The organism is Streptomyces sp. BHT-5-2 (assembly GCF_019774615.1).
Lineage (GTDB): Bacteria > Actinomycetota > Actinomycetes > Streptomycetales > Streptomycetaceae > Streptomyces.
The window spans coordinates 5,765,826-5,792,350 of record NZ_CP081496.1; the positions used below are offsets into that span (position 1 = coordinate 5,765,826).

The 26,525-nt window shown below is 72.8% G+C and carries 18 protein-coding genes; 7 read left to right on the forward strand and 11 right to left on the reverse strand.

Features of this window, described 5'->3' with window-relative positions; translation table 11 throughout:
- Positions 1-11: 11 nt before the first annotated feature.
- Together K2224_RS25570 and K2224_RS25575 are read right to left on the reverse strand one after the other, a co-directional pair.
- The gene (locus tag K2224_RS25570; RefSeq protein ID WP_221908848.1) at positions 12-1,634 is read right to left on the reverse strand and encodes an SWIM zinc finger family protein; all 1,623 of its coding nucleotides are present in this window, start codon (positions 1,632-1,634) and stop codon (positions 12-14) included.
- Positions 1,631-4,627: a DEAD/DEAH box helicase gene (locus K2224_RS25575; protein ID WP_399019644.1), complete on the reverse strand. Its 2,997-nt coding sequence runs from the start codon at positions 4,625-4,627 to the stop codon at positions 1,631-1,633. Before K2224_RS25575 ends, K2224_RS25570 begins: the two co-directional genes overlap by 4 nt.
- 623 nt (positions 4,628-5,250) lie before the next feature.
- Between K2224_RS25575 and K2224_RS25580 the strand changes: the two genes are divergently transcribed.
- Both K2224_RS25580 and K2224_RS25585 read left to right on the forward strand, forming a co-directional pair.
- On the forward strand, positions 5,251-6,816 hold the full coding sequence (locus K2224_RS25580; protein ID WP_221908849.1) for a UvrD-helicase domain-containing protein: 1,566 nt from the start codon (positions 5,251-5,253) through the stop codon (positions 6,814-6,816).
- Between the two features lie 46 nt (positions 6,817-6,862).
- A complete protein-coding gene (locus K2224_RS25585) occupies positions 6,863-7,168 on the forward strand; it encodes a DUF6343 family protein (protein WP_221909921.1) in 306 nt (101 codons plus the stop codon).
- A 57-nt stretch (positions 7,169-7,225) separates the two neighbouring features.
- Here the strand turns inward: K2224_RS25585 and K2224_RS25590 are convergent, their stop codons facing one another.
- From K2224_RS25590 to K2224_RS25605, 4 genes are all read right to left on the reverse strand, one after another.
- A complete protein-coding gene (locus K2224_RS25590) occupies positions 7,226-7,636 on the reverse strand; it encodes a tetratricopeptide repeat protein (protein WP_221908850.1) in 411 nt (136 codons plus the stop codon).
- Positions 7,637-7,843: 207 nt separating this feature from the next.
- Complete coding sequence (locus tag K2224_RS25595; RefSeq protein WP_260693199.1) at positions 7,844-8,299, reverse strand: cupin domain-containing protein; 456 nt, start codon at positions 8,297-8,299, stop codon at positions 7,844-7,846.
- Positions 8,300-8,322: 23 nt separating this feature from the next.
- Complete coding sequence (gene coaE / locus K2224_RS25600; RefSeq protein ID WP_221908851.1) at positions 8,323-8,913, reverse strand: dephospho-CoA kinase; 591 nt, start codon at positions 8,911-8,913, stop codon at positions 8,323-8,325.
- Positions 8,914-9,225: 312 nt separating this feature from the next.
- Positions 9,226-10,179: a PAC2 family protein gene (locus K2224_RS25605; protein ID WP_221908852.1), complete on the reverse strand. Its 954-nt coding sequence runs from the start codon at positions 10,177-10,179 to the stop codon at positions 9,226-9,228.
- A 436-nt stretch (positions 10,180-10,615) separates the two neighbouring features.
- Here K2224_RS25605 and K2224_RS25610 point away from each other — a divergent pair, with 436 nt between their 5' ends.
- A complete protein-coding gene (locus K2224_RS25610; RefSeq protein ID WP_221909982.1) occupies positions 10,616-11,089 on the forward strand; it encodes a hypothetical protein in 474 nt (157 codons plus the stop codon).
- Between the two features lie 218 nt (positions 11,090-11,307).
- Here the strand turns inward: K2224_RS25610 and rpsA are convergent, their stop codons facing one another.
- On the reverse strand, positions 11,308-12,816 hold the full coding sequence (rpsA, locus tag K2224_RS25615) for a 30S ribosomal protein S1 (RefSeq protein ID WP_018536792.1): 1,509 nt from the start codon (positions 12,814-12,816) through the stop codon (positions 11,308-11,310).
- A gap of 372 nt (positions 12,817-13,188) precedes the next feature.
- Between rpsA and K2224_RS25620 the strand changes: the two genes are divergently transcribed.
- Both K2224_RS25620 and hrpB read left to right on the forward strand, forming a co-directional pair.
- Positions 13,189-14,022: a class I SAM-dependent methyltransferase gene (locus K2224_RS25620; protein ID WP_221908853.1), complete on the forward strand. Its 834-nt coding sequence runs from the start codon at positions 13,189-13,191 to the stop codon at positions 14,020-14,022.
- Between the two features lie 67 nt (positions 14,023-14,089).
- Positions 14,090-16,693: an ATP-dependent helicase HrpB gene (gene hrpB / locus K2224_RS25625; protein ID WP_221908854.1), complete on the forward strand. Its 2,604-nt coding sequence runs from the start codon at positions 14,090-14,092 to the stop codon at positions 16,691-16,693.
- A 177-nt stretch (positions 16,694-16,870) separates the two neighbouring features.
- Here hrpB and K2224_RS25630 read toward each other — a convergent pair whose 3' ends face one another.
- The 3 genes from K2224_RS25630 to K2224_RS25640 form a co-directional block, all read right to left on the reverse strand.
- A complete protein-coding gene (locus K2224_RS25630) occupies positions 16,871-17,857 on the reverse strand; it encodes a DUF3068 domain-containing protein (protein WP_221909923.1) in 987 nt (328 codons plus the stop codon).
- Positions 17,858-17,927: 70 nt separating this feature from the next.
- Positions 17,928-18,062 (reverse strand): SPW_0924 family protein, encoded by a 135-nt coding sequence (locus K2224_RS25635; protein ID WP_221908855.1) that lies wholly within the window; start codon positions 18,060-18,062, stop codon positions 17,928-17,930.
- 153 nt (positions 18,063-18,215) lie between these two features.
- Positions 18,216-20,051: a lytic transglycosylase domain-containing protein gene (locus tag K2224_RS25640; RefSeq protein WP_221908856.1), complete on the reverse strand. Its 1,836-nt coding sequence runs from the start codon at positions 20,049-20,051 to the stop codon at positions 18,216-18,218.
- A gap of 180 nt (positions 20,052-20,231) precedes the next feature.
- Between K2224_RS25640 and K2224_RS25645 the strand changes: the two genes are divergently transcribed.
- Positions 20,232-21,122: a DUF4184 family protein gene (locus K2224_RS25645; protein ID WP_221908857.1), complete on the forward strand. Its 891-nt coding sequence runs from the start codon at positions 20,232-20,234 to the stop codon at positions 21,120-21,122.
- A 77-nt stretch (positions 21,123-21,199) separates the two neighbouring features.
- Here the strand turns inward: K2224_RS25645 and polA are convergent, their stop codons facing one another.
- The gene (polA, locus tag K2224_RS25650; protein ID WP_221908858.1) at positions 21,200-23,914 is read right to left on the reverse strand and encodes a DNA polymerase I; all 2,715 of its coding nucleotides are present in this window, start codon (positions 23,912-23,914) and stop codon (positions 21,200-21,202) included.
- Positions 23,915-24,108: 194 nt separating this feature from the next.
- Between polA and K2224_RS25655 the strand changes: the two genes are divergently transcribed.
- A complete protein-coding gene (locus K2224_RS25655; protein WP_221908859.1) occupies positions 24,109-26,421 on the forward strand; it encodes an FdhF/YdeP family oxidoreductase in 2,313 nt (770 codons plus the stop codon).
- Positions 26,422-26,525 lie beyond the last annotated feature (104 nt).

The following is a 26,525-nucleotide window of genomic DNA, read 5'->3' on the forward strand; positions in this document are numbered from 1 at the left end:
CTTGAGGTTAGTCATCGTGCCAGCAGGGTGCTCAGGGCGCCCACGGGGTCCGGGTCCGCGGGGCCGGTGGGCCACCAGTCGTCGGCTCCGGGCTCGGATTCGTAGGGATACCAGCGGTGGTCGCGGCCGAAGCGCAGCTGGATGCCGCGGCCGGCGTGGGTGAGGTGGTTGTCGTGCGGGCGCAGCGACGGCAGACCGGCGGCCAGGAGGGCGCTGCGGGCCCGGTCGAAGTCGCCGGCCGGGGGGTTCCAGGTGCGTTCCAGGAGGGCGAGTCCTTCGGCGCCGCCCTGTCGCCAGGCGGCGACGGAACGCGCGATGTCCGCGGGAGTGCGGCCGGTGGCCGCCGCGACCTCGCGGTAGAGCGCACGGGTGGTGGCTGTCAGCCCGGCGGTGGGGTGGGCGGTCGCGGCCAGACGGATGGCGTCCTCCCAGGGAGGCAGCGCCGCGAACGGGCCGGGGCCGGCCGGACCCGCGTCTTCGTCGGGGCCGGCCGCGGACAGCCAGCCGTGGGCACGTGCCGCGGCATCGGCGGCGAGGAGTTCGAGGGTCGCCGCGTCGAACGGGAGGCCGACGGCGTCCGGGAGGGCCGGCGGTTGACCCGGGCGCGGCGGCACCGCCATGGGCGGCGGAAGCGGCCGCCGGGGCCGGTCGGCGAGGGCCTCCCGAGCCAGTACGCCACGGGGTGCGGCCGCCGCGGGCACGGCCTCGCCATCACTGTCGACGGCCTCTCGGGGCTGGGGCGCAGCCAGGGGCACGGCCCCCGGCACCGAGGCCGACGCGGACGCCGTCGCCGCGGCGTCTCCGGATGCCCAGGCCCGCGCCGACGCCGACGCCGACGCCGAACGCGAAGACGCAGGAGCAGGAGCAGGAGCAGAAGATGCTGGCACGGATGCCGATGCCGACATGGATACCGGCGTGGCTGCCGGCGCCACCGTAGCGGATCCTCCGCTCCCGGATGCCGCCACCGCCAGAAGCGCGGCCCGTACCCGGCTTTCCCGGGCGTCGTGGCCGGCATTGCGGCGGGCCAGTTCATCGAGCAGCTCCCGCTCGCCCCGGCCGCGGAGCAGCAGCAGGACGAAGGGGTCGGCGTCCAGCAGCCGGGCCACTTCGAAGCACAGCGCGGCGGCGTGCTTGCAAGGCCGGCCGCTGTCCGGGCAGGAGCACCGGGGCACCAGCTCCCCCGGCTCCGGCAGGAGCGGCACATCCCCCTCTGCCAGCGCACGGGGCAACTCCTTGCCCAGCAGCGCGGTGAGCCGGTCGGAGCGGGCGGCCACGCCGTCCAGCAGGGCTTCCCACTCCTGCTCGTCGAGCGTTCTGACCCGCACCTCGGCGGTGTACGGGCGAGGCCGGCTGCCCCGTACGGTGGCGATCACCCGGCCCGGGGTGACGTTGATGGTGTCGACATGGCCGTCGCCGGCGTAGGTCCGGCCGCGGGCGAGGCGGGCGGCGTCGAGCGCACTGCTCTCCAGTGCTTCCAGCCAGGCACGGCCCCACCAGGACGCCGCACGGGGCCCGTCGGCGCCGTCGGGGCGCGGCAGCGGCGGGAAGGTGCGAGAACGGTCGGCGCGGAGCAGTCGGTCCGCCGCCACGGTGTTCCCGGAGCCGGCGCCCCGACGCCGCTGCCCGGGGCTCATCGGGCGCTCCTGAGGGAGACGAGATCGGCTAGTTCGGCGTCGGTCAGCTCGGTGAGTGCGCTCTCGCCACCGGAGAGCACCGCGTCGGCGAGGGCCTTCTTGGCGGTGAGGAGCTGGGCGATGTTGTCCTCCACCGTGCCCTCGGTGATCAGCCGGTGGACCTGGACGGGCTGGGTCTGGCCGATGCGGTAGGCACGGTCGGTGGCCTGCTCCTCCACCGCCGGATTCCACCAGCGGTCGTAGTGGATGACGTGTCCGGCACGGGTGAGGTTCAGTCCCGTGCCGGCCGCCTTCAGGGACAGCAGGAAGACCGGCGTCCGGCCCTCCTGGAAGCGGTCGACCATCCTCTCCCGTTCGGCCACCGGCGTGCCCCCGTGCAGGAGTTGGTGGGGGATGCCCCGGACCGCGAGATGGCGTTCGAGCAGTCGCGCCATCCCGACGTACTGCGTGAAGACCAGCGAGGCGCTGTCCTCCGCGAGGATGGCGTCCAGGAGTTCGTCGAGCAGTTCGAGCTTCCCGGAGCGCGCGGCGAGGCCCGGGGCGGCCTCTCTGAGGTACTGCGCGGGGTGGTTGCAGATCTGCTTCAGGGCGGTGAGCAGCTTCATCACCAGGCCGCGCCGCGCCATGCCCTCGGCGCCCTCGATCCGGGCGAGGGTCTCGCGGACCACGGCCTGATAGAGCGCGGCCTGTTCGCGCCCCAACGGGACCGGGTGGTCGGTCTCGGTCTTGGGCGGGAGTTCGGGCGCGATGCCGGGGTCGGACTTACGGCGGCGCAGGATGAACGGCCGCACCAGTGCGGCCAGCCGTTCCGCCGCCCTGGGGTCCTCACCGCCCTCGACCTCCCGGGCGTGCAGCGCCCGGAACGTCTTGAGCGGGCCGAGGAGTCCGGGGGTCGTCCAGTCCAGCAGCGCCCACAGCTCGGAGAGGTTGTTCTCCACGGGCGTGCCGGTCAGGGCGATCCGCGCGGGTGCCTTGATGCCGCGCAGCGCCTTGGCCGTGGAGGAACGCGAGTTCTTCACGTGTTGCGCTTCGTCGGCGACGACCCATGCCCAGGTGCGGCCAGCAAGTTCGGCGGCACTGCTGCGCATCGTCCCGTAGGTCGTCAGCACGAAGCCGCCGTCCACGCCGTCGAGGCTGCGGCCGGCGCCGTGGAAGCGGCGCACGGGCGTGCCGGGAGCGAAGCGTTCGATCTCGCGCTGCCAGTTGCCCAGCAGGGAGGCGGGGCAGACGACGAGTACGGGGGCGACGGGCCGCCGGTGGAGGTGGAGCGCGATGACGGTGATGGTCTTGCCCAGGCCCATGTCGTCGGCCAGGCAGCCGCCCACTCCGGTGGCGACCATGGTGTCGAGCCAGGCCATGCCGCGCAGTTGGTAGTCGCGCAGGGTCGCGTGGAGACCGGGCGGCTGGGGCAGCCGGCGCTCCCGGGTGGTGAGCCGGCCCCTGAGGTCGGCGAGCACGCCCAGCGGCACCACCTCGACCTCCTCGCCGTCCACCTCCGCGGTGCCGTCGAGCGTCGCGGCGAGCGCCCGGGCCGGGTCCAGATAGCCCAGTTCGCGCTTACGTGCCTTGCGGACCAGATCGGGGTCGACGAGGGCCCACTGATCGCGCAGCCGGACCATCGGGCGGTGCGCCTCGGCGAGCGCGTCCATCTCGGCCTCGTTGAGCGGCACACCGTCCATGGCCAACTGCCAGCGGAACTCCGCCAGTTGACCGGCATCGAAGAAACCGAAGCCGTCCGCGGCCGAGCCCGGCGCGGGGCGCAGCACCGCCGTCGCGGTCAGGCCGCGGGTCAGCTCCCGAGGCCAGTGGACGGCGACCCCGGCGGTACCCAGGCGAGCGGTCGCCTCCCCCAGCAGGTCGTACAACTCGTCCTCGCCGAGCGGGAGTACGTCGGGTACCGGGCGCTCCAGGAGGCGGCCGAGCGGGGGCCAGACACGGGTGGCCCGACGCAGCGCGAGGAGCGCATCGGCGCGGGACCGCGCACCGAAGGCGTCGGGCGCCCCGCCTTCCCACAGCTGGCGGGCATCGGCCATCAGCGTCGGATCGCTGAGGCTGTGGACCTGGAGGACGGCCGCCGCCGCCCGGCGCTCCTCGACGGTGCCGCCCCCGGCCGTACGCCCTGCCCCCTCGCCTTCGGCCGCGCCCTCCCCCGTGGTGTCGAAGAGCCGGGACGGGGAGAGGTCGAGGCGGAGCGAGATCCGCACTCCGGCATCGGTACCAGCCGCGACCTCGCTCGCCCACTCCCGGGCGGCCGGGAGGTACTGCGGCGCCGTCGCGGCGAACGGGGCACCGGCCACCAGCGCGGCGGCCGGGGTGCGCGGCAGGGTGTCGACGACGGCGTCCACGAACTCCCTCACCAGGGCGGCCGGGTCGGGCAGGCGGAGCGGCCGGCTGTCGGGCAGGGGGGCCGCGTACGCCTCTGCCGGCATGGCGGCGGCGATGGCCCGGAGGTGCGCGATGTCGTCCGGGTCGAGCGGGCCGGCCCGCCAGGCGTCGGTGTCCTCACCGGTCAGGCCCGGCAGGAGTCGCCCCCGGGCGGCGAGGTGCAGCGCGTGCAGGGTGGCCGCGCCCCAGCAGGCCGCGGCCGGGTGGGCCTCCGATGCGTGCCGGGCCCGGACCAGCACCGGAACCGCCTCGGGCAGGGGCAGCACCAGTGCGGGCACGATACGGCTCCGCGCACCGCCGCCATGGCGCCGGGCCACGGTCAGTCGCGTGATCTCGCCGCGCGGCCACGACCGCCGGTCGTCGCCCGCCTCGGCCGATCCGGCCGCGGTGTCGGGGAGCGCCCCGCCGTCCGGCCGCCAGAAGGCGACCGTTCCGGCACGCGGCGTCCGGGCCGGCAGGAAGAGTGCGGCACAGCCCGTCACCTCCGCGGCCCGGTCCTCGACCCCGGCGTCCGCCGTGCCGGCCCTCTTCACCGCCACAGGCCGACCGCCGGCAGGGGTGACGGACGACCGAGGCGTCCCTCCCGACGCCTCGTGCCACCTCGTCATGCCGTCCCCTGCCATCGGATCGTTCGACGCCGCTGACGGCGCCCACCGGGCCCGTCGCATCCGGTCACCTTTTGCTACGTCCCCGACCTGCGAGTCTACGGTCGTCCTCATGTCGTCTCCCCCGTCGCTCTCCGACGGCCGCGGCGATCTCAGGCGATCACGGCGCGCTCTTCGACCGGTCGGTCCCGCGCCCCTCCTTCCGCGCCCTCCCCCTTCTCCCGCGACCTCCCGCGCCGTCCGCGCCATCGCGGCTCTGCGTGATGTCGAGGAAAGCAGACGCCACTGACAATCCGCCCGCGCGCCGCCTCCCGCCCGACCCGCAGGCACCCCCGCAGCAACTCGGCACCTTCCGGCATCGGCCGTCCGACCAGCACAAAGCCCCGCCGCCGGAGCCTCACGGACGACGCGCGGCCACTTCGCTACGGAGTTATCCACAGGCCGAGCGCACTCCGCCCACGCCTGCATCGATTCGATTACAGTCAGTGACGAAATCGCATACGGCGCCTGCCGCAGCGGACACCTGACCGCAACAACGCACCGCAACCCACCGCACGAACACCGAACCAAGACCCGAGCCAAGGCACCAACCGACACGAACGACGACACCACACACGGGAGCCCCCATGCACATCCTGACCCCCGAGCAGACCGCCGCGGCGGAAGCCTTTCCGACCGGAGCGCACCTCGTGATCCAGGCCGGCGCCGGCACGGGCAAGACGACGACCCTGGCGATGCTGGCGCACACCGCGCGCCGGCAGCGCCGCGCCGGCCGCTATCTCGCCTTCAACCGCTCTGTCGCCCGCCACGCCGCCCGCACCTTCCCCGCCGAGGTGAGCTGCGGCACCGCCCACGCGCTCGCCTACACGGCCGTGGGCAGGCGCTACCAAGCGCGTCTGAACGCCCCTCGCCGGGCGGGCTGGCGCACCGGCGCCGCCCTCGGGATCGAAGAGGGCATGTGCTTACGCATCGGCCCGCGCAAGGTCGACAACAAGGCCCTCTCCTACACCGTCCTGCGCACCGTCACCCGCTTCTGCCAGTCGGCCGACAAGGAGATCGCCCACCATCACGTCCCGCCGCTGCGCGGAGCCGAGTCCGAGCCACTGCACGCCCAGCTCGCCGGTCTCGTCCTGCCCTACGCCCGCAGGGCCTGGGCCGATCTGCACCACCCCGACCACGGCGTGGTCCGCTTCGAGCACGATCACTACCTCAAGATGTGGGCGCTGAGCGCCCCCGTCATCCCGGCGGACTTCCTCCTCCTGGACGAGGCACAGGACACCAACCCGGTCGTCGAACAGGTCCTCACCGCACAGCGCGAGCACGCGCAGCTGGTCCTCGTCGGGGACTCAGCGCAGGCCATCTACGGCTGGCGCGGTGCCCGCGATGTGATGACCGGCTTCGACGGCACCCATCTCAGCCTCTCTCGCTCCTTCCGTTTCGGCCCTGCGCTCGCCGACGAGGCCAACCGCTGGCTGGCGATCGTCGACGCCCCCATCCGCCTCACGGGGTCGCCCCACCAGGAGACCGAACTGTGCCGACTCCCCAGGGCCGAGGCGATCCTGTGCCGGACGAATGTGGGCGCCATGGTCGAGGTGATACGGCAGCTGGAGGCGGACCGCACGGTCGCGCTCGCGGGCGGCGGTGAGCCGCTGCGGGCCCTGGCCCGCGCCGCCCAGGACCTCGCCGCGGGCCGGCGCACCGCACACCCCGAGCTGATGCTCTTCGAGAGCTGGTCCGAGCTCCGTGAGTACGCCGAGTTCGACCCGGCAGGACGCGACCTGCTGCCCCTGGTGGAGCTCATCGACGAACACGGCGCGGACGCCGTGCTCCGGGCACTGGAGCACCTCTCGCCGGAGGCGTCCGCAGAGGTCACGGTGTCCACGGCCCACCGCGCCAAGGGCCGCGAGTGGTCCGGTGTGCGCATCGCCGACGACTTCACCGGCCCCGACGATCTCGACGAGCGCGACGCGGACGGCACGCCGCTGCCGGGTCCCATCGACCTCGACGAGGCCCGCCTGGCCTATGTCGCGGTGACCCGCGCCCGGTCCCGGCTCGACATCGGTGGACTGTCCTGGATCAACGCCCACCCGGCCGGCGACCCCCGCCCGGAAGGCGACGCCCCGCCGGGGCGGGACGGGCAACACCGGAAGGCCCCCTCACGGGAGGCCGGGGAGGAGCACAACGGCACGTGACGGACGTGACGATCAGGAGGATGCTGGAGACGGGAGATGGATGGCCATGCGCACAGGTGATGAGCCTCTCCACGCGCGCAGCCCACTGCGTATGCGATTCGGGCTGGCCCTGTGGGGACTGCTGTGGACGGTTGCCGGCGCCGTGGCGTTCGTGATGGCCGGCCGGCCGCAGTGGGCGGCCGCCTGTGCCGCACTGGCCGCGGTGACCCTCGCGGACCTGGCCATGGTGATCCGGCACATCCACCAGGGACCGCACTACCAACCCGGCAGGAACATACCGCCCTACGAGCCCGACCGGGGACACAACGAGATACGTGACAACTCCGGTCGGCGGCGCGACTCCAGACCGTAGCCGCAGCACGTCACCAGCGGTGGGCGGTGACGGGCTCACGGACGCTGGTGGCCGCGGTCACGGAGCACCGTCGTCCGGACCGGCCGCACGGCCTCCGTTGCCCCGGTCGGGGCCGAAACGGGCGGCTTCGAGGAACTCCGGGCGCGGTTCCAGGGCGGCCGCCAGGCGGAAGTGGCGCAGGGCCTCGTCGGGACGGCCGGCACGTTCCAGTGTGCGAGCGAGGGCGAAGTGTGCGAAGGCGTTGTCCGGTTCGCGTTCCAGGACGATCTGGAACTCCAGCTCCGCAGGGCGGAGTTGGGCGGAGAGAAAGAAGGCGCGGGCCCGCAGCAGTCGCGCCGCGGTGTGCTCCGGGTGCGCGGTGATGACCGAATCGAGCAGCCTGATCGCGCCGCGCGGGTCGCGGGCGGCCAGTAGTTGCTCCGCGGCACGGTAGTCGATGACATGTGTCTCGGGACTGCGCTCGGGCACGGACCGTCTCCTCTCCGGGGGTCGTCGGGGCAGGCCGTGGACGGCCATGCTCCGCACCGCGATCTGTGCAGTGCACCAACCACGTCGTCAACACTGGGGTTCGGTGCCGCATTCCCCGTGCGACGGTCCCGTCCGTCGGGTGCCCGTTGCCGGTGGCGCGTCCCGCACCGACGTCAGCCCCTCACGCTGAGGCCGACGCATCCGTCGCTAGAGGCTGATGTGGTACGCCTTGCGCAGTGTCTCGTGCACCGTCCAGCGTGTGCGGTCGCCCTCGCGCAGGACGCAGGCGTCGCCCGGCCCGACCTCCAGGACCTGGCCGCCCTCGACCTCGATGGTGGCGCGCCCGCTGACGACCACGAAGAGCTCGTTCGCCTCCGTGTCCGTCACCACGCCCGGTGTGATCTGCCAGATGCCGCGGATCTGGCGGCCGTCCGGCGCCTCCCACAGCACCTTGCCGGTCACCACCGGGTCACCGGAGACGATCTGTTCGGGGTCGAGGGGCTCCGGCTCCAGGTCGGTGTCGGCGAGGCCGGGCACGTTCACCACGAAGGAGGCAGGAGCGGCGTCGACGGAGCCTGCCGCGGGACAGGAGTCCGCGGCAGCGGAATCGGGCCCGCTGCCGGTACCGGCGGTCTTGGGGGCGAGTTCGGTGGGTGTTGTCATGGCGGTGAGGCTATCGCCCGGTCTCAGACGCCCCGCAGGCGCTCCCAGACCTTGCGGACCTGGGGCTCCAGCGCCTCCAGCGGACCGTCGTTGTCGATCACCAGATCGGCGATGGCCAGTCGCTCCTCGCGGGTGGCCTGCGCCGCCATCCGACGCCCAGCCTCGTCCTCCGCCATGCCGCGCAGCCGCACCAGCCGGTCCAGTTGAGTCTGCGGTGCCGCGTCGACGACCACGACCAGGTCGTAGAGCGGTGCCAGGCCGTTCTCCGTCAGGAGCGGTACATCGTGGACCACCACGGCGTCCGGTCCGGCCGACGCCTCGAGTTCGGCCGACCGGGCGCCCACGAGCGGGTGCACGATGGCGTTGAGCGCCTTCAGCTTCTCCTGGTCGGAGAAGACCAGCGCGCCCAGCTTCGGCCGGTCCAGAGTGCCGTCCGCGGCGAGGACGTCCTCCCCGAACTCCTCGACCACCGCCGCGAGTCCGGGCGTTCCGGGCTCGACGACCTCGCGTGCGATCTTGTCCGCGTCCACGATCACCGCACCGTACGACGCCAGCAGCCGCGACACTTCACTCTTGCCGGCACCGATCCCGCCGGTCAGCCCCACCTTCACCATGGCCCCACGCTATACGCCCGACGCCATCGCGGAGCGCCCGGGAGGGCATCCCGCACAAGGCCGACGCCGCAGACGCGCCACGCCCCTCATCGACCAAGGACGCACGGAAAGCGAACGAGACGAACGAGGCCAAGGAAGGAAGCGCACGACGATCCCGAGGGCCGCAACGGGCGCGCCCGGCCCGGCAGGCACACCAAGCCCGGCGACGAGCCACCGCGGCACCCAGCCGACCGGCCCCGGAAACCGGCCGGTCCCGACGCCAACCGGGGCCCCACCAACCGCCCCAAGCCACTCGGTCCCGCCCAGCCCGCCTCAGATCGCGCCCCCGCCGCCCTCCGCCTCGCGCTCCGCCAGGAAGCGTTCGAATTCCCGGCCGATCTCGTCGGCCGACGGGAGCTCCACCGGCTCGGCAACGAGGTTGCCCCGGGTCTCCGCTCCGGCCACCGCGTCGTACTGGTGCTCAAGGCCGGTCACCATGGCGACCAGTTCCTCGTCGCCCTCGGAGATCTGCCGCTCGATCTCCTCCTGTGTCCGCAGCGCCTCGGTGCGCAGCGAGTGCGCGGCGTTGGGCAGCACCAGGCCCGTGGCGGCCGTCACGGCCTCCAGCGCGGTCAGCGCGGCGTCCGGGTACGCGGACCGGGCGATGTAGTGCGGCACATGCGCCGCCACGCCCAGGACGTCGTGACCGGCCTCGGCCAGCCGGAACTCGACCAGGGACTCCGCACTGCCCGGCACCTGAGCCTCGTCGAAGAAACTGTTGTGACCCGGCATCAGGTCCGTGCGGTTGCCGTGCGGGGTGAGGCCCACGGGCCGGGTGTGCGGAACGCCCATCGGGATGCCGTGGAAGTTGACCGACAGCCGGACGCCGAGCCGCTCCACCATCTGCCGGATCGCCGCCGCGAACCGCTCCCACTCCACGTCCGGTTCGGGTCCGGACAGCAGCAGGAAGGGCGCTCCGGTGGCGTCCTCGACCAGGTGGAGTTCGATGCTCGGGGCCTCGTACGCCGTCCAGCGGTGGCGTTCGAAGGTGAGCAGCGGCCGGCGGGCGCGGTAGTCGACCAGCCGGTCGTGGTCGAAGCGCGCCACGACCCGGTGCGGCAGGCCGTCCAGCAGCCGCTCCACGATCTGCTCACCGGTCTCACCGGCGTCGATGTAACCCTCGAAGTGGTACAGCAGCACCAGACCGGCGGAGTCCCTGGCCGTGATCGCCTCGACCGCCGCCAGCCCGCTCGGTTCCCATTCGTACAACCCCTGCGGATCCAACACAGTGACCGCTCCTCCTCGTGTCCATGGGTGACAACGTCCCGAGCGGCCCCAGGCATTCCCGCCCCGCCGCCCCGGTCCCCGCACCGCCACCGCCCCGCACACCTTCTCCGCCCCCTCCTCACCACCCACCATTCACGTCAATGGACCCTCGCCCTCCGCGACCGATCGCCCCGCTCCCCCACCGCACGGCGCCCGCATCCCCACGCGAACCCATGGCACCACTCAGTCCGTATCTCCAGCTTCACCACGCCCCGTCGATTCACCTACCCGCCCAATATTCATGTACAGAAAGGAAGTTGACTGCGCACCGGACGTTTGGGCGCCTTCTCCATCGCCGCACACCTGGCCCCCGCAGCCGACGGCAGGTACGGGCGCCATCTGGACGGGGCGCCGGACCGTCCCGGGCATCACCGTCACCGGCGGCCGGAAGAGCATCGTGACGGACGCCGCGAGCGGCACGGTGATCGACGCGGTCGCCGTCCACGACCTGGCCGAGGAGGGCGTGCACTGCCGCACGTCCAGCAAGGGCGGGCGAATCCTGAACGACATGATCGGCGCGGGTGTCGGCGGGGAGAACGCCGGCATCGAGCAGGGCACGACCGGCGCCCCGATCATCGGCAACGCCTTCGGCGGCAGGAGTCCGCCCGGCCTCCGCTTCGACGCCTCATGGGCCGCCACGGCCGACACGGCCGGCATCAAGGCCGACGAGGTGCTCGTCGAGAACAGGCCCAGTGTCCGCACCACCAACGACGGCTGCGAGCCCCGCACCCAGCTCGTCCTGCGGTCCGGCGCGCCGGCCTTCCGCTTTGGCAGGTCCGGGCGAACTGCTGTCACGGGTCTTCCCGGCGCCCCCAGGTCCACGAAGGCCCCGAAGTTGACGATGAACGAGACGACGCCCGAGCGCGCCTGACACTTCCGGAGGGTGGTGAGGAAGGTCTGGCGGACCTCGCTCCAGGGCTGCTCCAGCCACCGGACACGGCGGGGCAGGAGCACGCCGGTCGGCCCGCCCCCGGCCACCACCCCGCAGCCCACCACCGCAGCCCGCGCATGACGAAGGCCCGCCCCCCGAAGGGGGCGGGCCTCGCGTCTTCAGCTACCTCAACCGGCTAGCGCTGACGGTGGGACCGTTCAGCTCTGGCCGCCGGCCAGCTTCTCGCGGAGCGCGGCGAGGGCCTCGTCCGACGCCAGGGCGCCGGAGTTGTCCGCCGACTCCGAGGAGTACGAGCCACCGGAGACGTTGCCGCCGCCCTGGCCGCCGGCCGCCGGAGCGGCAGCGCCCTCGGCCGCAGCCTGCTCGTCGGCCTCGCGGGACTTGATGACCTGGGCCTGGTGCTGCTCGAAGCGCTGCTGCGCCTCGGCGTACTGCTGCTCCCACGCCTCGCGCTGGGCCTCGTAGCCCTCCAGCCAGTCGTTGGTCTCCGGGTCGAAGCCCTCGGGGTAGATGTAGTTGCCCTGGTCGTCGTAGGACGCGGCCATGCCGTACAGGGTCGGGTCGAACTCGACCGCCGACGGGTCGGCGCCGAAGGACTCGTTGGCCTGCTTCAGCGAGAGGCTGATGCGGCGGCGCTCCAGGTCGATGTCGATGACCTTGACGAAGATCTCGTCGTTGACCTGGACGACCTGCTCCGGGATCTCCACGTGGCGCTCGGCCAGCTCGGAGATGTGGACCAGGCCCTCGATGCCCTCGTCCACGCGGACGAACGCACCGAACGGAACGAGCTTGGTGACCTTACCCGGGACGACCTGACCGATCTGGTGGGTCCGGGCGAACTGCTGCCACGGGTCTTCCTGGGTCGCCTTGAGCGACAGGGAGACGCGCTCGCGGTCCATGTCGACGTCCAGGACCTCGACCGTGACCTCCTGGCCGACCTCGACGACCTCGGACGGGTGGTCGATGTGCTTCCAGGACAGCTCGGAGACGTGGACGAGACCGTCGACGCCACCCAGGTCCACGAAGGCACCGAAGTTGACGATGGAGGAGACGACGCCGGAGCGCACCTGACCCTTCTGGAGGGTGGTGAGGAAGGTCTGGCGGACCTCGCTCTGGGTCTGCTCCAGCCAGGCACGGCGGGACAGGACCACGTTGTTGCGGTTCTTGTCCAGCTCGATGATCTTGGCCTCGAGCTCCTTGCCCACGTAGGGCTGAAGGTCGCGGACACGGCGCATCTCGACCAGGGAGGCCGGGAGGAAGCCGCGGAGGCCGATGTCGAGGATGAGACCACCCTTGACGACCTCGATGACGGTACCGGTGACGATCCCGTCCTCTTCCTTGATCTTCTCGATGGTGCCCCAGGCACGCTCGTACTGGGCGCGCTTCTTCGAGAGGATCAGGCGGCCTTCCTTGTCCTCCTTCTGGAGAACAAGGGCTTCGATCTCGTCACCGACGGCGACGACCTCGTTGGGGTCGACGTCGTGCTTGATCGAGAGCTCACGGCTCGGGATGACGCCTTCGGTCTTGTAACCGATGTCGAGCAGGACCTCGTCCCGGTCGACCTTCACGATGACGCCGTCGACGATGTCGCCGTCGTTGAAGTACTTGATCGTCTCGTCGATCGCGGCGAGGAAAGCTTCCTCGTTACCGATGTCGTTGACCGCAACCTGCGGGGTGGTGGCGGTGGTCTCGGTGCTGCTCGTCATGTGGGAAAGGGCTCCGGTACGGACATTGAAGTCGTAGGTACTGCTACGCCGAGAGCCCGTATCGCCTCTGCATCAGACCGGACAGCGTCTAAGGCGCACCCTCCGGAGCCCCGCAAAACCGGAGCCAACCGAAACGCCTCAAAACCGAGGGGACATTCATACAGATGCGAGCGCGGCCTGCTCCGTCCGAGGCGCGCAGGCCCGCAGCGCAACTTGTAGCATACGGGGGCAGCCGGACAGGGTCAATGCGCCAAAGGCGCACAGCCGGGGCGGAACGCCCCGTAACCGGCGCACGCGATTGTTCTGCGAGGTCGTACGACCTCGCAGTCCCCCGCTGCGACAAGCACAGCGAAGACTACGACGACGGGCGCGATGAGCCAATACGTGAGGGACAGCGAGCCGGAGGCGACGCGTCGTGACGCGTCGGACACCGAGAGCAGCCGGGCCAGCCGTGGCTGGTGGGACCGCAACGCGGACGAGTACCAGAGGGAGCACGGCGCCTTCCTCGGGGACGACCGGTTCGTGTGGGGCCCGGAGGGGCTCGACGAGGCGGAGGCCGCGCTGCTGGGGCCGGCCGCGGAGCTGAGGGGCCGGCGGGTCCTGGAGATCGGTGCCGGCGCTGCGCAGTGCTCCCGCTGGCTGGCGGCCCAGGGCGCACTCCCGGTGGCCCTGGACCTCTCCCACCGGCAGCTCCAGCACGCGCTGCGGCTCGCCGGCGCGGACAGCGGCGGCCCCGTCGGCCTGGTGGAGGCGGACGCGGGCGCGCTGCCGTTCCGCGACGGCTGCTTCGACCTGGCGTGCTCCGCCTACGGGGCGCTGCCGTTCGTGGCCGATCCGGTGCGGGTGCTGCGGGAGGTCCGCCGGGTGCTGCGGCCGGGCGGGCGGTTCGTCTTCTCCGTGACCCATCCGATCCGCTGGGCGTTCCCCGACGAGCCGGGGCCGGCGGGCCTGTCGGTGGCGGCTTCGTACTTCGACCGCACGCCGTACGTCGAGCAGGACGAGGAGGGCCGGGCGGTGTACGTGGAGCACCACCGGACGCTGGGCGACCGGGTGCGCGACGTGGTGGCGGCCGGCTTCCGGCTGGTGGACCTCGTCGAACCGGAGTGGCCCGAGTGGAACACCCAGGAGTGGGGCGGCTGGTCTCCGCTGCGGGGGCATCTGATCCCGGGGACGGCGATCTTCGTGTGCGAGGCGGCCGGGGCGTAGCGCTCCCGGGGCGGATCATGCCGGGGCGGGCGGCCGGGGACCGGTGCCCGGGCGGCAGACTGGAGCGGTGAGCCGCACCCCTTCCCCGGCCGCCGGTACACCCGGCGCCGCCCTCGCCCAACTGCCCGTCCGCAGTGCGCTGCCCGCGCTGCGCAGCGCCCTCGACACGACCGGTACCGCGGTGCTGTGCGCGCCGCCGGGCACTGGCAAGACGACGCTGGTGCCGCTGGAGCTGGCCGGGCTGACCGGCGCGGGGCCGCGGCGGCGGGTGCTCGTCGCCGAACCGCGCCGGATCGCGGCCCGGGCCGCGGCGCGGCGGATGGCGTGGCTGCTCGGTGAGCGGGTGGGCGACCGCGTCGGCTTCACGGTGCGCGGGGAGCGGCGGGCCGGGCCCCGCACGACGGTGGAGGTGGTGACCACCGGAGTGCTGCTGCAGCGACTGCAGCGCGATCCGGAGCTGGCCGGGGTGGACGTCGTGATGCTGGACGAGTGCCACGAGCGGCATCTGGACGCCGACACCTGCGCGGCCTTCCTGCTGGACGTACGGGCGGCGCTGCGGCCGGAGCTGCGGTTGCTCGCCGCCTCCGCGACGACGGATGCGGAGGGGTGGGCGCGGCTGCTGGGCGGCGCCGGGGAGCCGGCGCCCGTGGTGGCGGCGGAGGGCGTCTCGCACCCGGTGGAGGTCGTGTGGGCGCCGCCGGAGCGGCCGGTGGAGCCCCCGCACGGGATGCGGGTGGATCCGGCGCTGCTGGCGCATGTCGCGGCCGTGGTGCGGCGGGCGCTGCGCGAGCGGTCCGGCGATGTGCTGTGTTTCCTGCCCGGGGTCGGGGAGATCGCACGGGTGGCGGGGCAGCTGGCCGGGGTGGACGCCGAGGTGCTGCAGGTGCACGGGCGGGCGCCGGCCGAGGTGCAGGACGCGGTGCTGGCGGGCGGCGCGGCGGGGGCCCGCCGGGTCGTGCTGGCGACCTCCGTGGCGGAGTCCAGCCTGACCGTGCCGGGCGTGCGGGTCGTGGTGGACGGCGGGCTGGCCCGGGTGCCACGGATGGACCATGCGCGAGGGCTCAGCGCGCTGGCGACCGTACGTGCCTCCCGGGCGGCGGCGCGGCAGCGGGCCGGGCGCGCCGGGCGGCAGGGGCCCGGGGTGGTCTACCGCTGCTGGGCCGAGGGGGAGGACGGGCGGCTGCCGCGCTTCCCGGACCCGGAGATCAAGGTCGCCGACCTCACCGCGTTCGCCCTGCAGACGGCCTGTTGGGGTGATCCGTCCGCGAGCGGGCTGGCGCTGCTCGATGCGCCGCCGGCCGGGGCGCTGGCCGCGGCCCGGGAGGTGCTGACGGCGATCGGCGCGGTGGACGCCGGCGGCCGGGCGACCGGGCGGGGCGTCCGGATGGCGCGGCTGGGACTGCACCCGCGGCTGGCCCGCGCACTGCTGGACGGGGCGCCCGAGGTCGGCGTGCGGCGCGCCGCGGAGGTGGTGGCACTGCTGAGCGAGGAACCGCCGCGGTCCTACGGGGACGACCTGGCGGCCGCCTGGCGCACCGCGCGCCGGGGCGGCGACGCCTACGCCGCGCGATGGCGGCAGGAGGCGCGGCGGCTGGCCTCGGCGGCCGGTGAGCCCGAGCGGGCCACGGAGGAACGGCCGGAGGCGGGCACGGGCCCGGCCCCGGAGGACGCGGCGGCCGGGCTGGTCGCGGCGCTGGCCTTCCCGGAGCGGGTGGCCCGGGCGCGCACGGCCGGCAGCTACCTGATGGCGTCCGGGACCGGCGCCGAACTGGCCGGGGCGGGGGCCGGGAGCCGGGCCGGGGACGGGTCCCGGCTGCGGGACGCGGCCTGGCTGGCGGTCGCAGTGGCGGACCGGCCGGTGACCGCGGCGTCCGCGCGGATCCGGCTCGCGGCGGTGATCGACGAGGAGACCGCCGTGGCCGCGGCCGAGGCGCTGTACTCCTCCGGGGAGGAGGTGCGATGGTCGGACGGCGAGGTGGTGGCCCGGCGGGTGACCCGGCTGGGCGCGATCGAGCTGGCGGCCCGCCCCCTGACCGCACCGGATGCCGGACTGCTGCGCGCCGCCGTCGTGGACGGTCTGCGGCGGGAGGGCCTCGGACTGCTGCGGTGGACCGCCGGGGCGACCGCGGTGCGGCAGCGGATGGCCTTTCTGCACCGGGAGTTGGGCGCACCGTGGCCCGACGTCTCCGACGCGGCACTGCTGGAGCGCGTCGAGGAGTGGCTGGGGACCGAGCTGGGGCGGGCCCGGCGGCGGGCCGATCTGGCGCGGGTGGACGCGGGACAGGCGCTGACCCGACTGCTGCCGTGGGCGACCGGTGCGGCGGTGCGCTTCGAGGAGCTGGCGCCGGAGCGGATCGAGGTGCCGAGCGGCTCCCGGGTGCGCGTGGACTACGGGGGCGAGCAGCCCGTACTGGCCGTCAAACTCCAGGAGTTGTTCGGCCTGCGGGAGTCGCCGCGGGTGGCGGACGGGCGGGTGCCGGTGCTGGTGCATCTGCTCTCGCCCGCCGGGCGGCCGGCGGCGGTCACGGCGGATCTGGCGTCCTTCTGGCGGGACGGCTACCGGGCCGTCCGGGCGGAGCTGCGCGGCCGCTACCCCAAGCACCCCTGGCCGGAGGACCCTTCGACAGCCGAGCCAACCCGGCACACCACGGCGCGGCTGCGGCGGGGGTGAGAGCCCGCCGGGCGGGGCCGTCCCACCGCGGGGCGGACGGCGCCGCGCGCCCCGCTCCCCCGGAGCACCGGGCGACGTCAACTCCCTTGCCCGGCAGGCGTTTCGAGGGCCGCACGGTCGCTGTGTCCGCCTCGCCGTCGGCTTCGTCGTTCGCTTCGTCGATGTCATGCCTCCACGCTACGACCCGCCACTGACAACGCCCTCGGACGCCGGTCGCGGGCGGGGGCGGCGGCCGCGGGCTTCGAGCAGCAGGCCGGCGGCGAGGAGGACGGCGCCGAGGGCCGGGAAGCCCCAGGGAAGGTAGCTGGTGAGCAGCAGGACCAGGGTGCGCTGGGACTTGACGAGGGCGAGGGTGGAGGCGACGTAGTCGGCGCGCATCCTCACATGGCCGGCGAAGGCGGTCACCTTGCCGCCGCCGGGCACCAGTTGGCCGCCGCGCAGTTCTTCCTTGTGGATCTCCTCGCCGTTGACCGGGGCGCCGGTGACCGGGTCGACCCAGAACATCCGCCTGGTGGAGTACCAGCGGGTGGTGCCCGCCTTCGCGACGGTCTCCGGGGTGACGCCCTGGACCGGCATCTTCCTGGGGAGCGGGACCCTGGTCCAGGGGACGGTCTGCTCGAAGTAGTAGACCTCCAGGCCGTGGAAGGTGCGGGTCCCCTCGTAGTGGATGGGGGCGGAGGTGCGGGTCTGGGCGTCGAAGTAGGCGTAGTCCCGCTTCTCGGTGAGGAACGGCCACTTGTACTCGATGCCGGAGCGGCGGACGGGGTCGCCGTCGACCATCTCGCCGGCGGCGTGGACGGGTTCCTGGGAGTGCGCGTCGAAGACGTAGCGCTCGGGGATCTCGGAGACCATCTTGCCGTCGGGTCCGGCGACGAACGAGAGGGTGTCCCAGACCACGACGTCGCGGCCGGTGGTCCGCTCGACCCGGTGGGCCTCGGCGACGTTGCCCTTGAGGGTCTGCACGATGGTGACCTCGGGTACCTGCCGGGCCTTCATGGTGCCGTAGTCGAGGAGGGTGGCCGGCCGGGCCTCCAGGACCATGTCCTGGTACTGGCTGGGCGGGATCTTGGCGAGGCGGGGGAAGGCGTACCACCGCATCAGCGGGGACAGGGCGGTGAAGAAGGCGGCGAGGCCGAGCAGGACGAGGCTCGCGGGGCGGCGCATCCCTCGTGGCGGCTTCGCCGGGTGCGCCCCGGTGCCGGGCGAGGTTCGGCGCATGGCGGGCGTCCCTCCCTCAGGGGTGTGCGGGGACGGTGGTCAGCAGCGGCTCGGGGGACGTCCGGCCCTCGGGGGCGCCGATCGCCGTGATGGTGAAGACGAGGGCGAGCGCCGCGGCCAGTCCGATCGCGGCTGCTGTCAGGGCGCGCATGGCCGTCCTCCCGGAGAACTGCCCGACGCGGTGTCAGGGCGGGGGCACGGTAGCAACGGGCGGCGGAGATGAGAACACGTTTCACCGCCGTGCCGTCCCGGTGGACGGGCGGCACGGCGGTGACGGTGGCGGTACGGCCCGAGGGCCGGGCGGTCAGGAGGCGGCGGCCGGCCCCGTCACGGTGAGGGTGACGGTCAGCACGGCGCCGTCGGCGGTGGTCAGCCGGAGCCGGTAGGTGCCCGGGTGGGCGTCGGTGTAGAGCTTCGGGAGGGTGAGCAGGCCGTCGGCGCCGGTGGTGAGGCCCGTGAGGGTGCGGACGGGCTTGTCCTTGTCGGCACCGGTGGCCTTGGGGTCCTTGAAGTAGGGGCCGCGGTCGTTCTCGACGGGCTTCTTGGGGTCGTCGGTGACCAGGGTGGCGGTGACCGGCACTCCGGCGGCGGCCTTGCCGTGGAAGGTCGCCTTGATCTGGACGGCGTCGTCGGCGTACGCCCCGCCGGCCGCCGTCGTCAGCTGCTTGTCGGAGGTCCGGGCGAGCGCGTCGACCTTCGGCGCGGGCCTGGCGGTGACGGTGCCGGCGAAGTCGACGGGCGGCACGGTGCGGCCGGTGGCGGCAGAGGTGGCGCGGACGGTGAACGGGCCGGCGGTGTCACCGGCGTGCAGCGTCGGGGCGGTCGCCAGGCCGTCCTTGCCGGTGGTCACGGTGACCGTCGTGGCACCGCCGGGGAACCGCGTGCCGGTGGCGCCGGCGCCGAGGGTGAAGCGGACGGCGGCGCCGGCCACCGGCTTGCCGTCGGCGTCCTCGGCGCGCACCCGGGGCGCGGTGGCGAAGTCGGTGCCCACGGTGGCCGTCAGGGCCTTGCCGTCCTTGTCGGCGACCGCTTCGAGGGCGGCGGGCGGGGCGGGCTTCGTGGGCGGCTTCGGGGTGGGCGTGGGGTGCGGGACCGGCCTGGGCTTCGGGGACGGGGCGGGCGTCGGCGTGCCGTCGCCGTGGGTCGGGCCGGTGGAACGACCGGGGCGCGGCGAACCGCCCGGAACCGCCGGGGTGTTGGGCTTCGTCCGGCCCGAGGTGCCACCGGGGGCCGAAGGCGCGGCCTGCTCGCCACCGGGGCGCTTGCCGGGACCGGTGTGGGTGGCGGACGTGCCGCCGCCGCGGTGGACGGGGAGCGCGCCGCTGCCGTCCGGTACCTCGAACGTGCCCTTCCGGTAGAACGTGTACCAGGACAGCACCACACGCAGATACTCGGCGGAGTCGTTGTAACCGAGGACGGCCCGGTCGAGGTCGGCCTGATCGGACAGGTCGCGTCCGTCGGCACAGAGGTAACGCCCCGCGGCGAGGGTGGCGTCGAAGACGTTGTTGGGGTCCTTGACGCCGTCGCCGTTGCCGTCGGCGCCCCAGCCCTCGCCGCGCGGGCCGCCCCGGGACCAGGTGGAGGGGATGAACTGCATCGGGCCGACGGCGCGGTCGAGGGTGGTGTCGCCGTCGTAGCGGCCGCCGTCGGTGTCGGATATCAGGGCGAAGCCGTGGCCGTCGAGCCGGGGCCCGAGGATCGGCGAGAGGGTGGTGCCCGCGGCGTCGACCGCGCCGCCGCGGGCGTGACCGGACTCCACCTCGCCGATCCCGGCGAGCAGTTGCCAGGGCAGCCGGCAACCCGGTTCGGAGGCGCGGAGTTGGTCCTCGGCCTTCTTGTAGGCGGCCAGGACGGTGGCCGGAATACCCGCCTGGGAGGGCCCGTGGAACACGCCGCCGCTGTCGCCGGAGTGGCCGGAACCCTTCGGTGGGGCGGGGGACTTGAGAGGCGGCAGGTCGGTGAAGTAGGACGAGCCGCCGTCGATGGGGGTGTCGGCGGGCGGCACCGGGCTGCGGTCGGCGCGGGCCGCGCGCTCGGCGACACCGGGCGCCTGGGAGGCGGTGAGCGCGGCCAGCGCGGCCGCCGCCACGGCCGTGGAAGCCACTCCCCTTTGGAGCCGCCGCCGGAATGTGGCTGCCATACGTGGTGTCCCCTCCGTGTCGACCTGCCGCGCGCACCGGTCGCCGCTGTCCGGCTTCCGAGGTGTGGCGCCGTGCCGCACTCCCCAGCGCCCAACTCCGGCGACACTACGACAACTCGGGCCGCACCGTCACCACTCCCATCGGCCACATAATGATCCGAATCGATCAAGGAGGGGCCGATGCCGTTCACTCTGAGCCATGCCGCCGCCGTCCTGCCGTTTCTCCGCCGCACCGGCACGGCCCGCGGCCCCCTGATCGCCCCCGCGCTGGTCGCCGGGGCGTTCGCACCGGATACGACGTACTACGCGGCCACCTTCGTTCCCGGCGGCATGGAATTCGGCACGTTCACCCACTCCCCGGCCGGCGTGGTGACGGTGGACGTACTGCTCAGCGCGCTGCTGGTCGGCGGCTGGCTCCTGGTGCGCGAGCCGCTGCGCGCACTCTTGCCGCGGACCGGACGCGAGCGGCCGGCGCCCGGCACCCCGAACCCGCCCCGGCGGCCACACACGACCCGCGAACGGGCCCTGGCAGCCGCCTGGTTCGTGGTGTCGGCGGTGCTCGGCGCCGCGACGCACGTCGGCTGGGATGCCTTCACCCACCCCGGACGCTGGGGCGCCCGGCTGCTGCCGGTGCTCGACACCGTGGTGGCCGGCCGGCCACTGGCCATGTATCTGCAGTACACCACCTCGGCGCTGGGCCTGGCGGTGGTCGGATGGTTCCTGTGGACGGCGCCACGGCCCCGCCCCACGGCCGGAACGAGTGGGACCGGGCCCGCGATACCCGAACTGCCGCTGCGCCTGCGGCTGTCGCTCACCGCCGTGGTGGCCCTCGGGGCACTGCTCGGCGGCGGATACCGCACGCTGCGGGCATACACCGTCCACGGGACGACGGTGGGGTGGTTCGACTACCTGCCGGACCTGCTCTTCGGGGCAGGCGCCGGGCTCGTACCGGCACTGCTGGTCTGCACGGCGGCACTACGGCTACGGGGCCGGCGGGCACGGCGCGACGCGGCCGCGACGGACGGGAACGCACCGGGAAGCCCGGCGGGCGCCGAGGCCGGCCCCGCCTGACACGGACCGACGGGACGACCGCAACGGAACAGCCGGGGTGCGGACGGCGCGACCACCGAACGCACCCCGGAGCGGCGTCAGTGCGCCGCCGACTCCCAGTCCCCGCCCGAACCGACCGAGACATCCAGCGGGGCACGGAGCTCGACGGCGGCGGCCATCTCCTTCCGGACCAGCTCCTCCAGCCGGGCCCGCTCACCGGGAGCCACCTCGACCACGATTTCGTCATGGACCTGGAGCAGCATCCGGGAGGACAGCTCCGCCGCACGCAGCGCAGCATCCACCCGCAACATCGCGATCTTGACGATGTCGGCGGCGGTGCCCTGGATCGGGGCGTTCAGCGCCATCCGCTCGGCCATCTCACGACGCTGGCGATTGTCGCTGTTGAGGTCGGGCAGATAACGGCGGCGGCCGAGGATCGTCTCGGTGTAACCGGTGGCACGGGCCTCCTCGACGACGCGCTGGAGGTAGTCCCGCACCCCGCCGAACCGCTCGAAGAAGGTGTCCATCAGCTTGCGGGCCTCGTCCGGCTGGATGCCCAGCTGCTGGGAGAGACCGAACGCGGACAGCCCGTAGGCCAGGCCGTAGGACATCGCCTTGATCTTGCGGCGCATCTCCGGATCGACCTCGGCCTTGGCCACCGAGAACACCTGGGAGGCAACGGTGGTGTGCAGATCCTCACCCGAGGTGAACGCCTCGATCAGGCCCTCGTCCTCGGAGAGGTGCGCCATCACCCGCAGCTCGATCTGGCTGTAGTCGGCGGTCAGCAGCGACTCGAAACCCTCGCCGACGACGAAACCGCGACGGATCGCCCGACCCTCGTCCGTCCGCACCGGGATGTTCTGCAGATTCGGATCGGTGGAGGACAGCCGGCCGGTGGCCGCGACGGTCTGGTTGAACGTGGTGTGGATCCGGCCGTCCGCCGCGATGGTCTTGATCAGACCCTCGACCGTGGTCCGCAGCTTGGCCTGCTCCCGGTGGCGGAGCATGATCACCGGGAGCTCGTTGTCGGTCTGGGCTGCCAGCCACGCCAGGGCGTCGGCATCGGTGGTGTAGCCGGTCTTGGTCTTCTTGGTCCTGGGCAGACCCAGCTCGCCGAAAAGGACCTCCTGGAGCTGCTTGGGCGAGCCGAGGTTGAACTCATGGCCGGCCGCCGCATGCGCCTCCTTGACCGCCTGCTGGACGGCGCCGGCGAACTGCTGCTCCATCCGCTCCAGCCAACCCCGGTCGGCGGCGATACCGGCCCGCTCCATCCGGGCCAGCAGCTCACTGGTCGGCAGCTCCACCTCGCGCAGCAGATCGGCGGCACCGACCTCGGCCAGCCTGGCACCGAACGCCGTCCCCAGATCCAGAACCGTGCGGGCCTGCGCCATCAGGGCCTCCGCCTCGGCCTGCTCGTCCGCACCGAACGCCAGCTGGCCGTCCCCCGCGGCAGCCGGGGCGAGATCACGGCCCAGATACTCGATCGACAGCGCGTCCAGCGCGAAGGACCGACGACCGGGCTTGACCAGATAGGCGGCCAGCGCCGTGTCCATGGCGACACCGTCGATACGCCAGCCGTGCTCGCCGAAGACCCGCATCAGACCCTTGGCGTTGTGCATCACCTTGGGGCGGGCGGCATCGGCACTCCAGGCGGCGAAGGCCCGCTCGTCGGCCTCGTCCAGCTGCGCCGGATCGAACCAGGCAGCCGGGCCGTGCGCCGTGGCCAGCGCCACCTCGGCCACACTGCCACTGCCCAGCGTCCACACATCGACGGTGGCCACACCCAGCGGCCCGGCACCGTGCTCGACCAGCCACGGGGCCAGCTCACCGGTGCCCAGAACCGTGCCGTCCACCTCGACGCCGGCAGCCGGCTCGGCCGGCTCCGCACTCTCGGCAGCCCCCGGATCCACGGCCAGCAGGCGGTCCCGCAGACCCTGATTACGGATCTCCAGGGCATTCAGGAAGACCTTGAGGGCCTCGCGGTCATAAGGCAGGCGGGTCAGCTCCGCAGGGCCACAGGGCAGCTCGACGTCGCGGACCATCTCCGTCAGACGGCGGTTGAGCTTCACCGACTCCAGGTGATCGCGGAGATTCTGCCCCGCCTTGCCCTTCACCTCGTCGGCACGCTCCACCAGCTCGGCGAACGAACCGAACTGATTGATCCACTTCGTGGCGGTCTTCTCACCGACACCCGGAATGCCCGGGAGGTTGTCCGACGGATCACCGCGCAGGGCGGCGAAATCCGGATACTGGGCCGGCGTCAGACCGTACTTCTCGGCGACCTTCTCCGGCGTGAAACGCGTCAGCTCCGAGACGCCCTTGGTCGGATAGAGGACCGTGACGTCATCGGAGACCAGCTGGAAGGAATCCCGGTCACCGGTGACGATCGACACCTCGAAGCCCTGGGCGGTGGCCTGGGTGGCGAGCGTGGCGATGACGTCGTCGGCCTCGAAACCGTCCACCGCGAAGCGCTTGACGTGCATCGCGTCCAGCAGCTCCCCGATCAGCTCCACCTGCCCCTTGAACTCGTCGGGCGTCTTGGAACGGTTCGCCTTGTAGTCGGGGAACTCCTCCGACCGCCACGTCTTGCGCGAGACGTCGAACGCCACCGCGAAATGCGTGGGAGCCTCATCACGCAGCGTGTTCGCGAGCATCGACGCGAAGCCGTAGATCGCATTGGTCGGTTGCCCGGTCGCGGTGGTGAAATTCTCCACGGGCAGGGCGAAGAACGCCCGGTACGCCATGGAATGCCCGTCCATCAGGAGCAGGCGCGGACGGCCACCCGCCGCCTCGCCGCCGGTCGCTTCGCTCATCTTCACTGCCTTTCCTGCCACGCCCCCGATCCTGCCACGGCCCACTGACAATCCCCGCCGCGCCCGCCGACACCCGACCGCCCGCCATCCCCTTACTGCCCGCCACACGTCCATGACAGGATCGACAACGCACCACTCAGATGTGCACGGCAACGACCCGCCGCGACCCGGCACACGACCCCAGGGAGAGCGCCATGGCAGCCAAGCCGCCCGCGTCGGACCCCGTCCAGGACGCGCCCGAGGTCGGCGCGCCCCAGCACTCCGCGGTCGGCATCCCGGCCATCACCCACGCCCTGAAGATCTCCCAGCAACAGATGGGCGTCCGCCGCACCGCCCTCACCCTGCTCCGGGTCAACCAGAAGAACGGCTTCGACTGCCCCGGCTGCGCCTGGCCCGAGGACGACAAACGGCACACCGCCGAATTCTGCGAGAACGGCGCCAAAGCCGTCGCCGAAGAAGCCACCCTCCGCCGCGTCACCCCCGACTTCTTCGCCACCCACCCCGTCACCGACCTCGCCACCCGCAGCGGCTACTGGCTCGGCCAACAAGGCCGCCTCACCCACCCCATGTACCTCCCCGAAGGCGCCGACCACTACGAACCCATCACCTGGGACCGCGCCTTCGACCTCGTCGCCGAAGAACTCACCGCCCTCGCCTCCCCCGACGAAGCCGTCTTCTACACCTCCGGCCGGACGAGCAACGAGGCCGCCTTCCTCTACCAGCTCTTCGCCCGCGAACTCGGCACCAACAACCTCCCCGACTGCTCCAACATGTGCCACGAGTCCTCCGGCTCGGCCCTCACCGAAACCCTCGGCGTCGGCAAGGGCAGCGTCCTGTTGGAAGACCTCTACAAAGCCGACCTGATCATCGTCGCCGGCCAGAACCCCGGCACCAACCACCCCCGGATGCTCAGCGCCCTGGAAAAGGCCAAAACCAACGGCGCCAAGATCATCTCGATCAACCCGCTGCCCGAAGCCGGCCTCGAACGCTTCAAGAACCCCCAGACCCCCCGCGGCCTGGCCGGCGGCGGCACCGCCCTCACCGACCTCTTCCTCCAGGTACGCCTCGGCGGCGACCAGGCCCTCTTCCGCGCCCTCAACCGCCGCATCCTCGAAGAGGCCAAAACCACCCCCGGCACCCTCGACGACGACTTCATCCGCGACCACACCCACGGCTTCGAGGAATTCGCCGCCCTCGCCGGCGCCGACGACGACTGGGACGAAACCCTGCGCGCCACCGGCCTGACCCGCGACGAGATCGAACACGCCCTCACCATGGTCCTCGCCTCACAACGCACCATCGTGTGCTGGGCAATGGGCCTCACCCAACACAAGCACTCCGTCCCCACCATCAAGGAAGTCGTCAACTTCCTCCTGCTGCGCGGCAACATCGGCCGCCCCGGAGCCGGCGTCTGCCCCGTACGCGGCCACAGCAACGTCCAGGGCGACCGCACCATGGGCATCTTCGAACGGCCCGCACCCGCCTTCCTCGACGCCCTGGAAAAGGAATTCGGCTTCACCCCGCCCCGCGAACACGGCTACGACGTCGTCCGCGCCATCCGCGCCCTCCGCGACGGCGACGCCAAGGTCTTCTTCGCCATGGGCGGCAACTTCGTCTCCGCCACCCCCGACACCGACGTCACCGAAGCCGCCGTCCGACGCGCCCGCCTCACCGTGCACGTCTCCACCAAACTCAACCGCTCCCACGTCGTCACCGGCGCCCGCGCCCTGATCCTGCCGACCCTCGGCCGCACCGAACGCGACCGCCAAGTCCGCCCGGACGGGACCAGCGCCGACCAGTTCGTCACCGTCGAGGACTCCATGGGCATGGTGCACGCCTCCCGCGGCCGCCTGGAACCCGCAAGCCCCCACCTGCTCTCCGAACCCGCCATCGTCGCCCGCCTCGCCCACCGCACCCTCGGCGACCGCAGCAACACCCCCTGGGCCGCGTTCGAAAAGGACTACGCCACGATCCGCGACCGGATCGCCCGCGTCATCCCCGGATTCGAAGACTTCAACACCAAAATCGCCCGCCCCGGAGGCTTCACCCTCCCGCACGCCCCCCGCGACAGCCGCAGCTTCCCCACCACCACCGGCAAAGCCAACTTCACCGCCGCCCCCGTGGAACACCCCACCGCCCCCGAAGGACGCCTGCTCCTCCAGACCCTCCGCTCCCACGACCAGTACAACACCACCATCTACGGCCTCGACGACCGCTACCGCGGCATCACCAACGGCCGCCGCGTCATCCTCGTCCACCCCGACGACGCCCACCGACTCGGCTTCGCCGACGGCGACTACGCCGACCTCGTCAGCGAATGGACCGACGGCAGCGAACGCCGCGCCCCCGGCTTCCGCGTCGTCCACTACCCCACCGCCCGCGGCTGCGCCGCCGCCTACTACCCCGAGACCAACGTCCTGGTGCCCCTGGACCACACCGCCGACACCAGCAACACCCCGGCCTCGAAATCCCTGGTCATCCGGCTGGAGACCACGCACAACGACTGACCGCCGACAACGGGGCACCACCCCGCGGCACACGCCCGCACGACGGCCTGATAGGAACAGGCACCGACCCGCGACGATCAACAGCGGATCCACAGCCGCGTCCA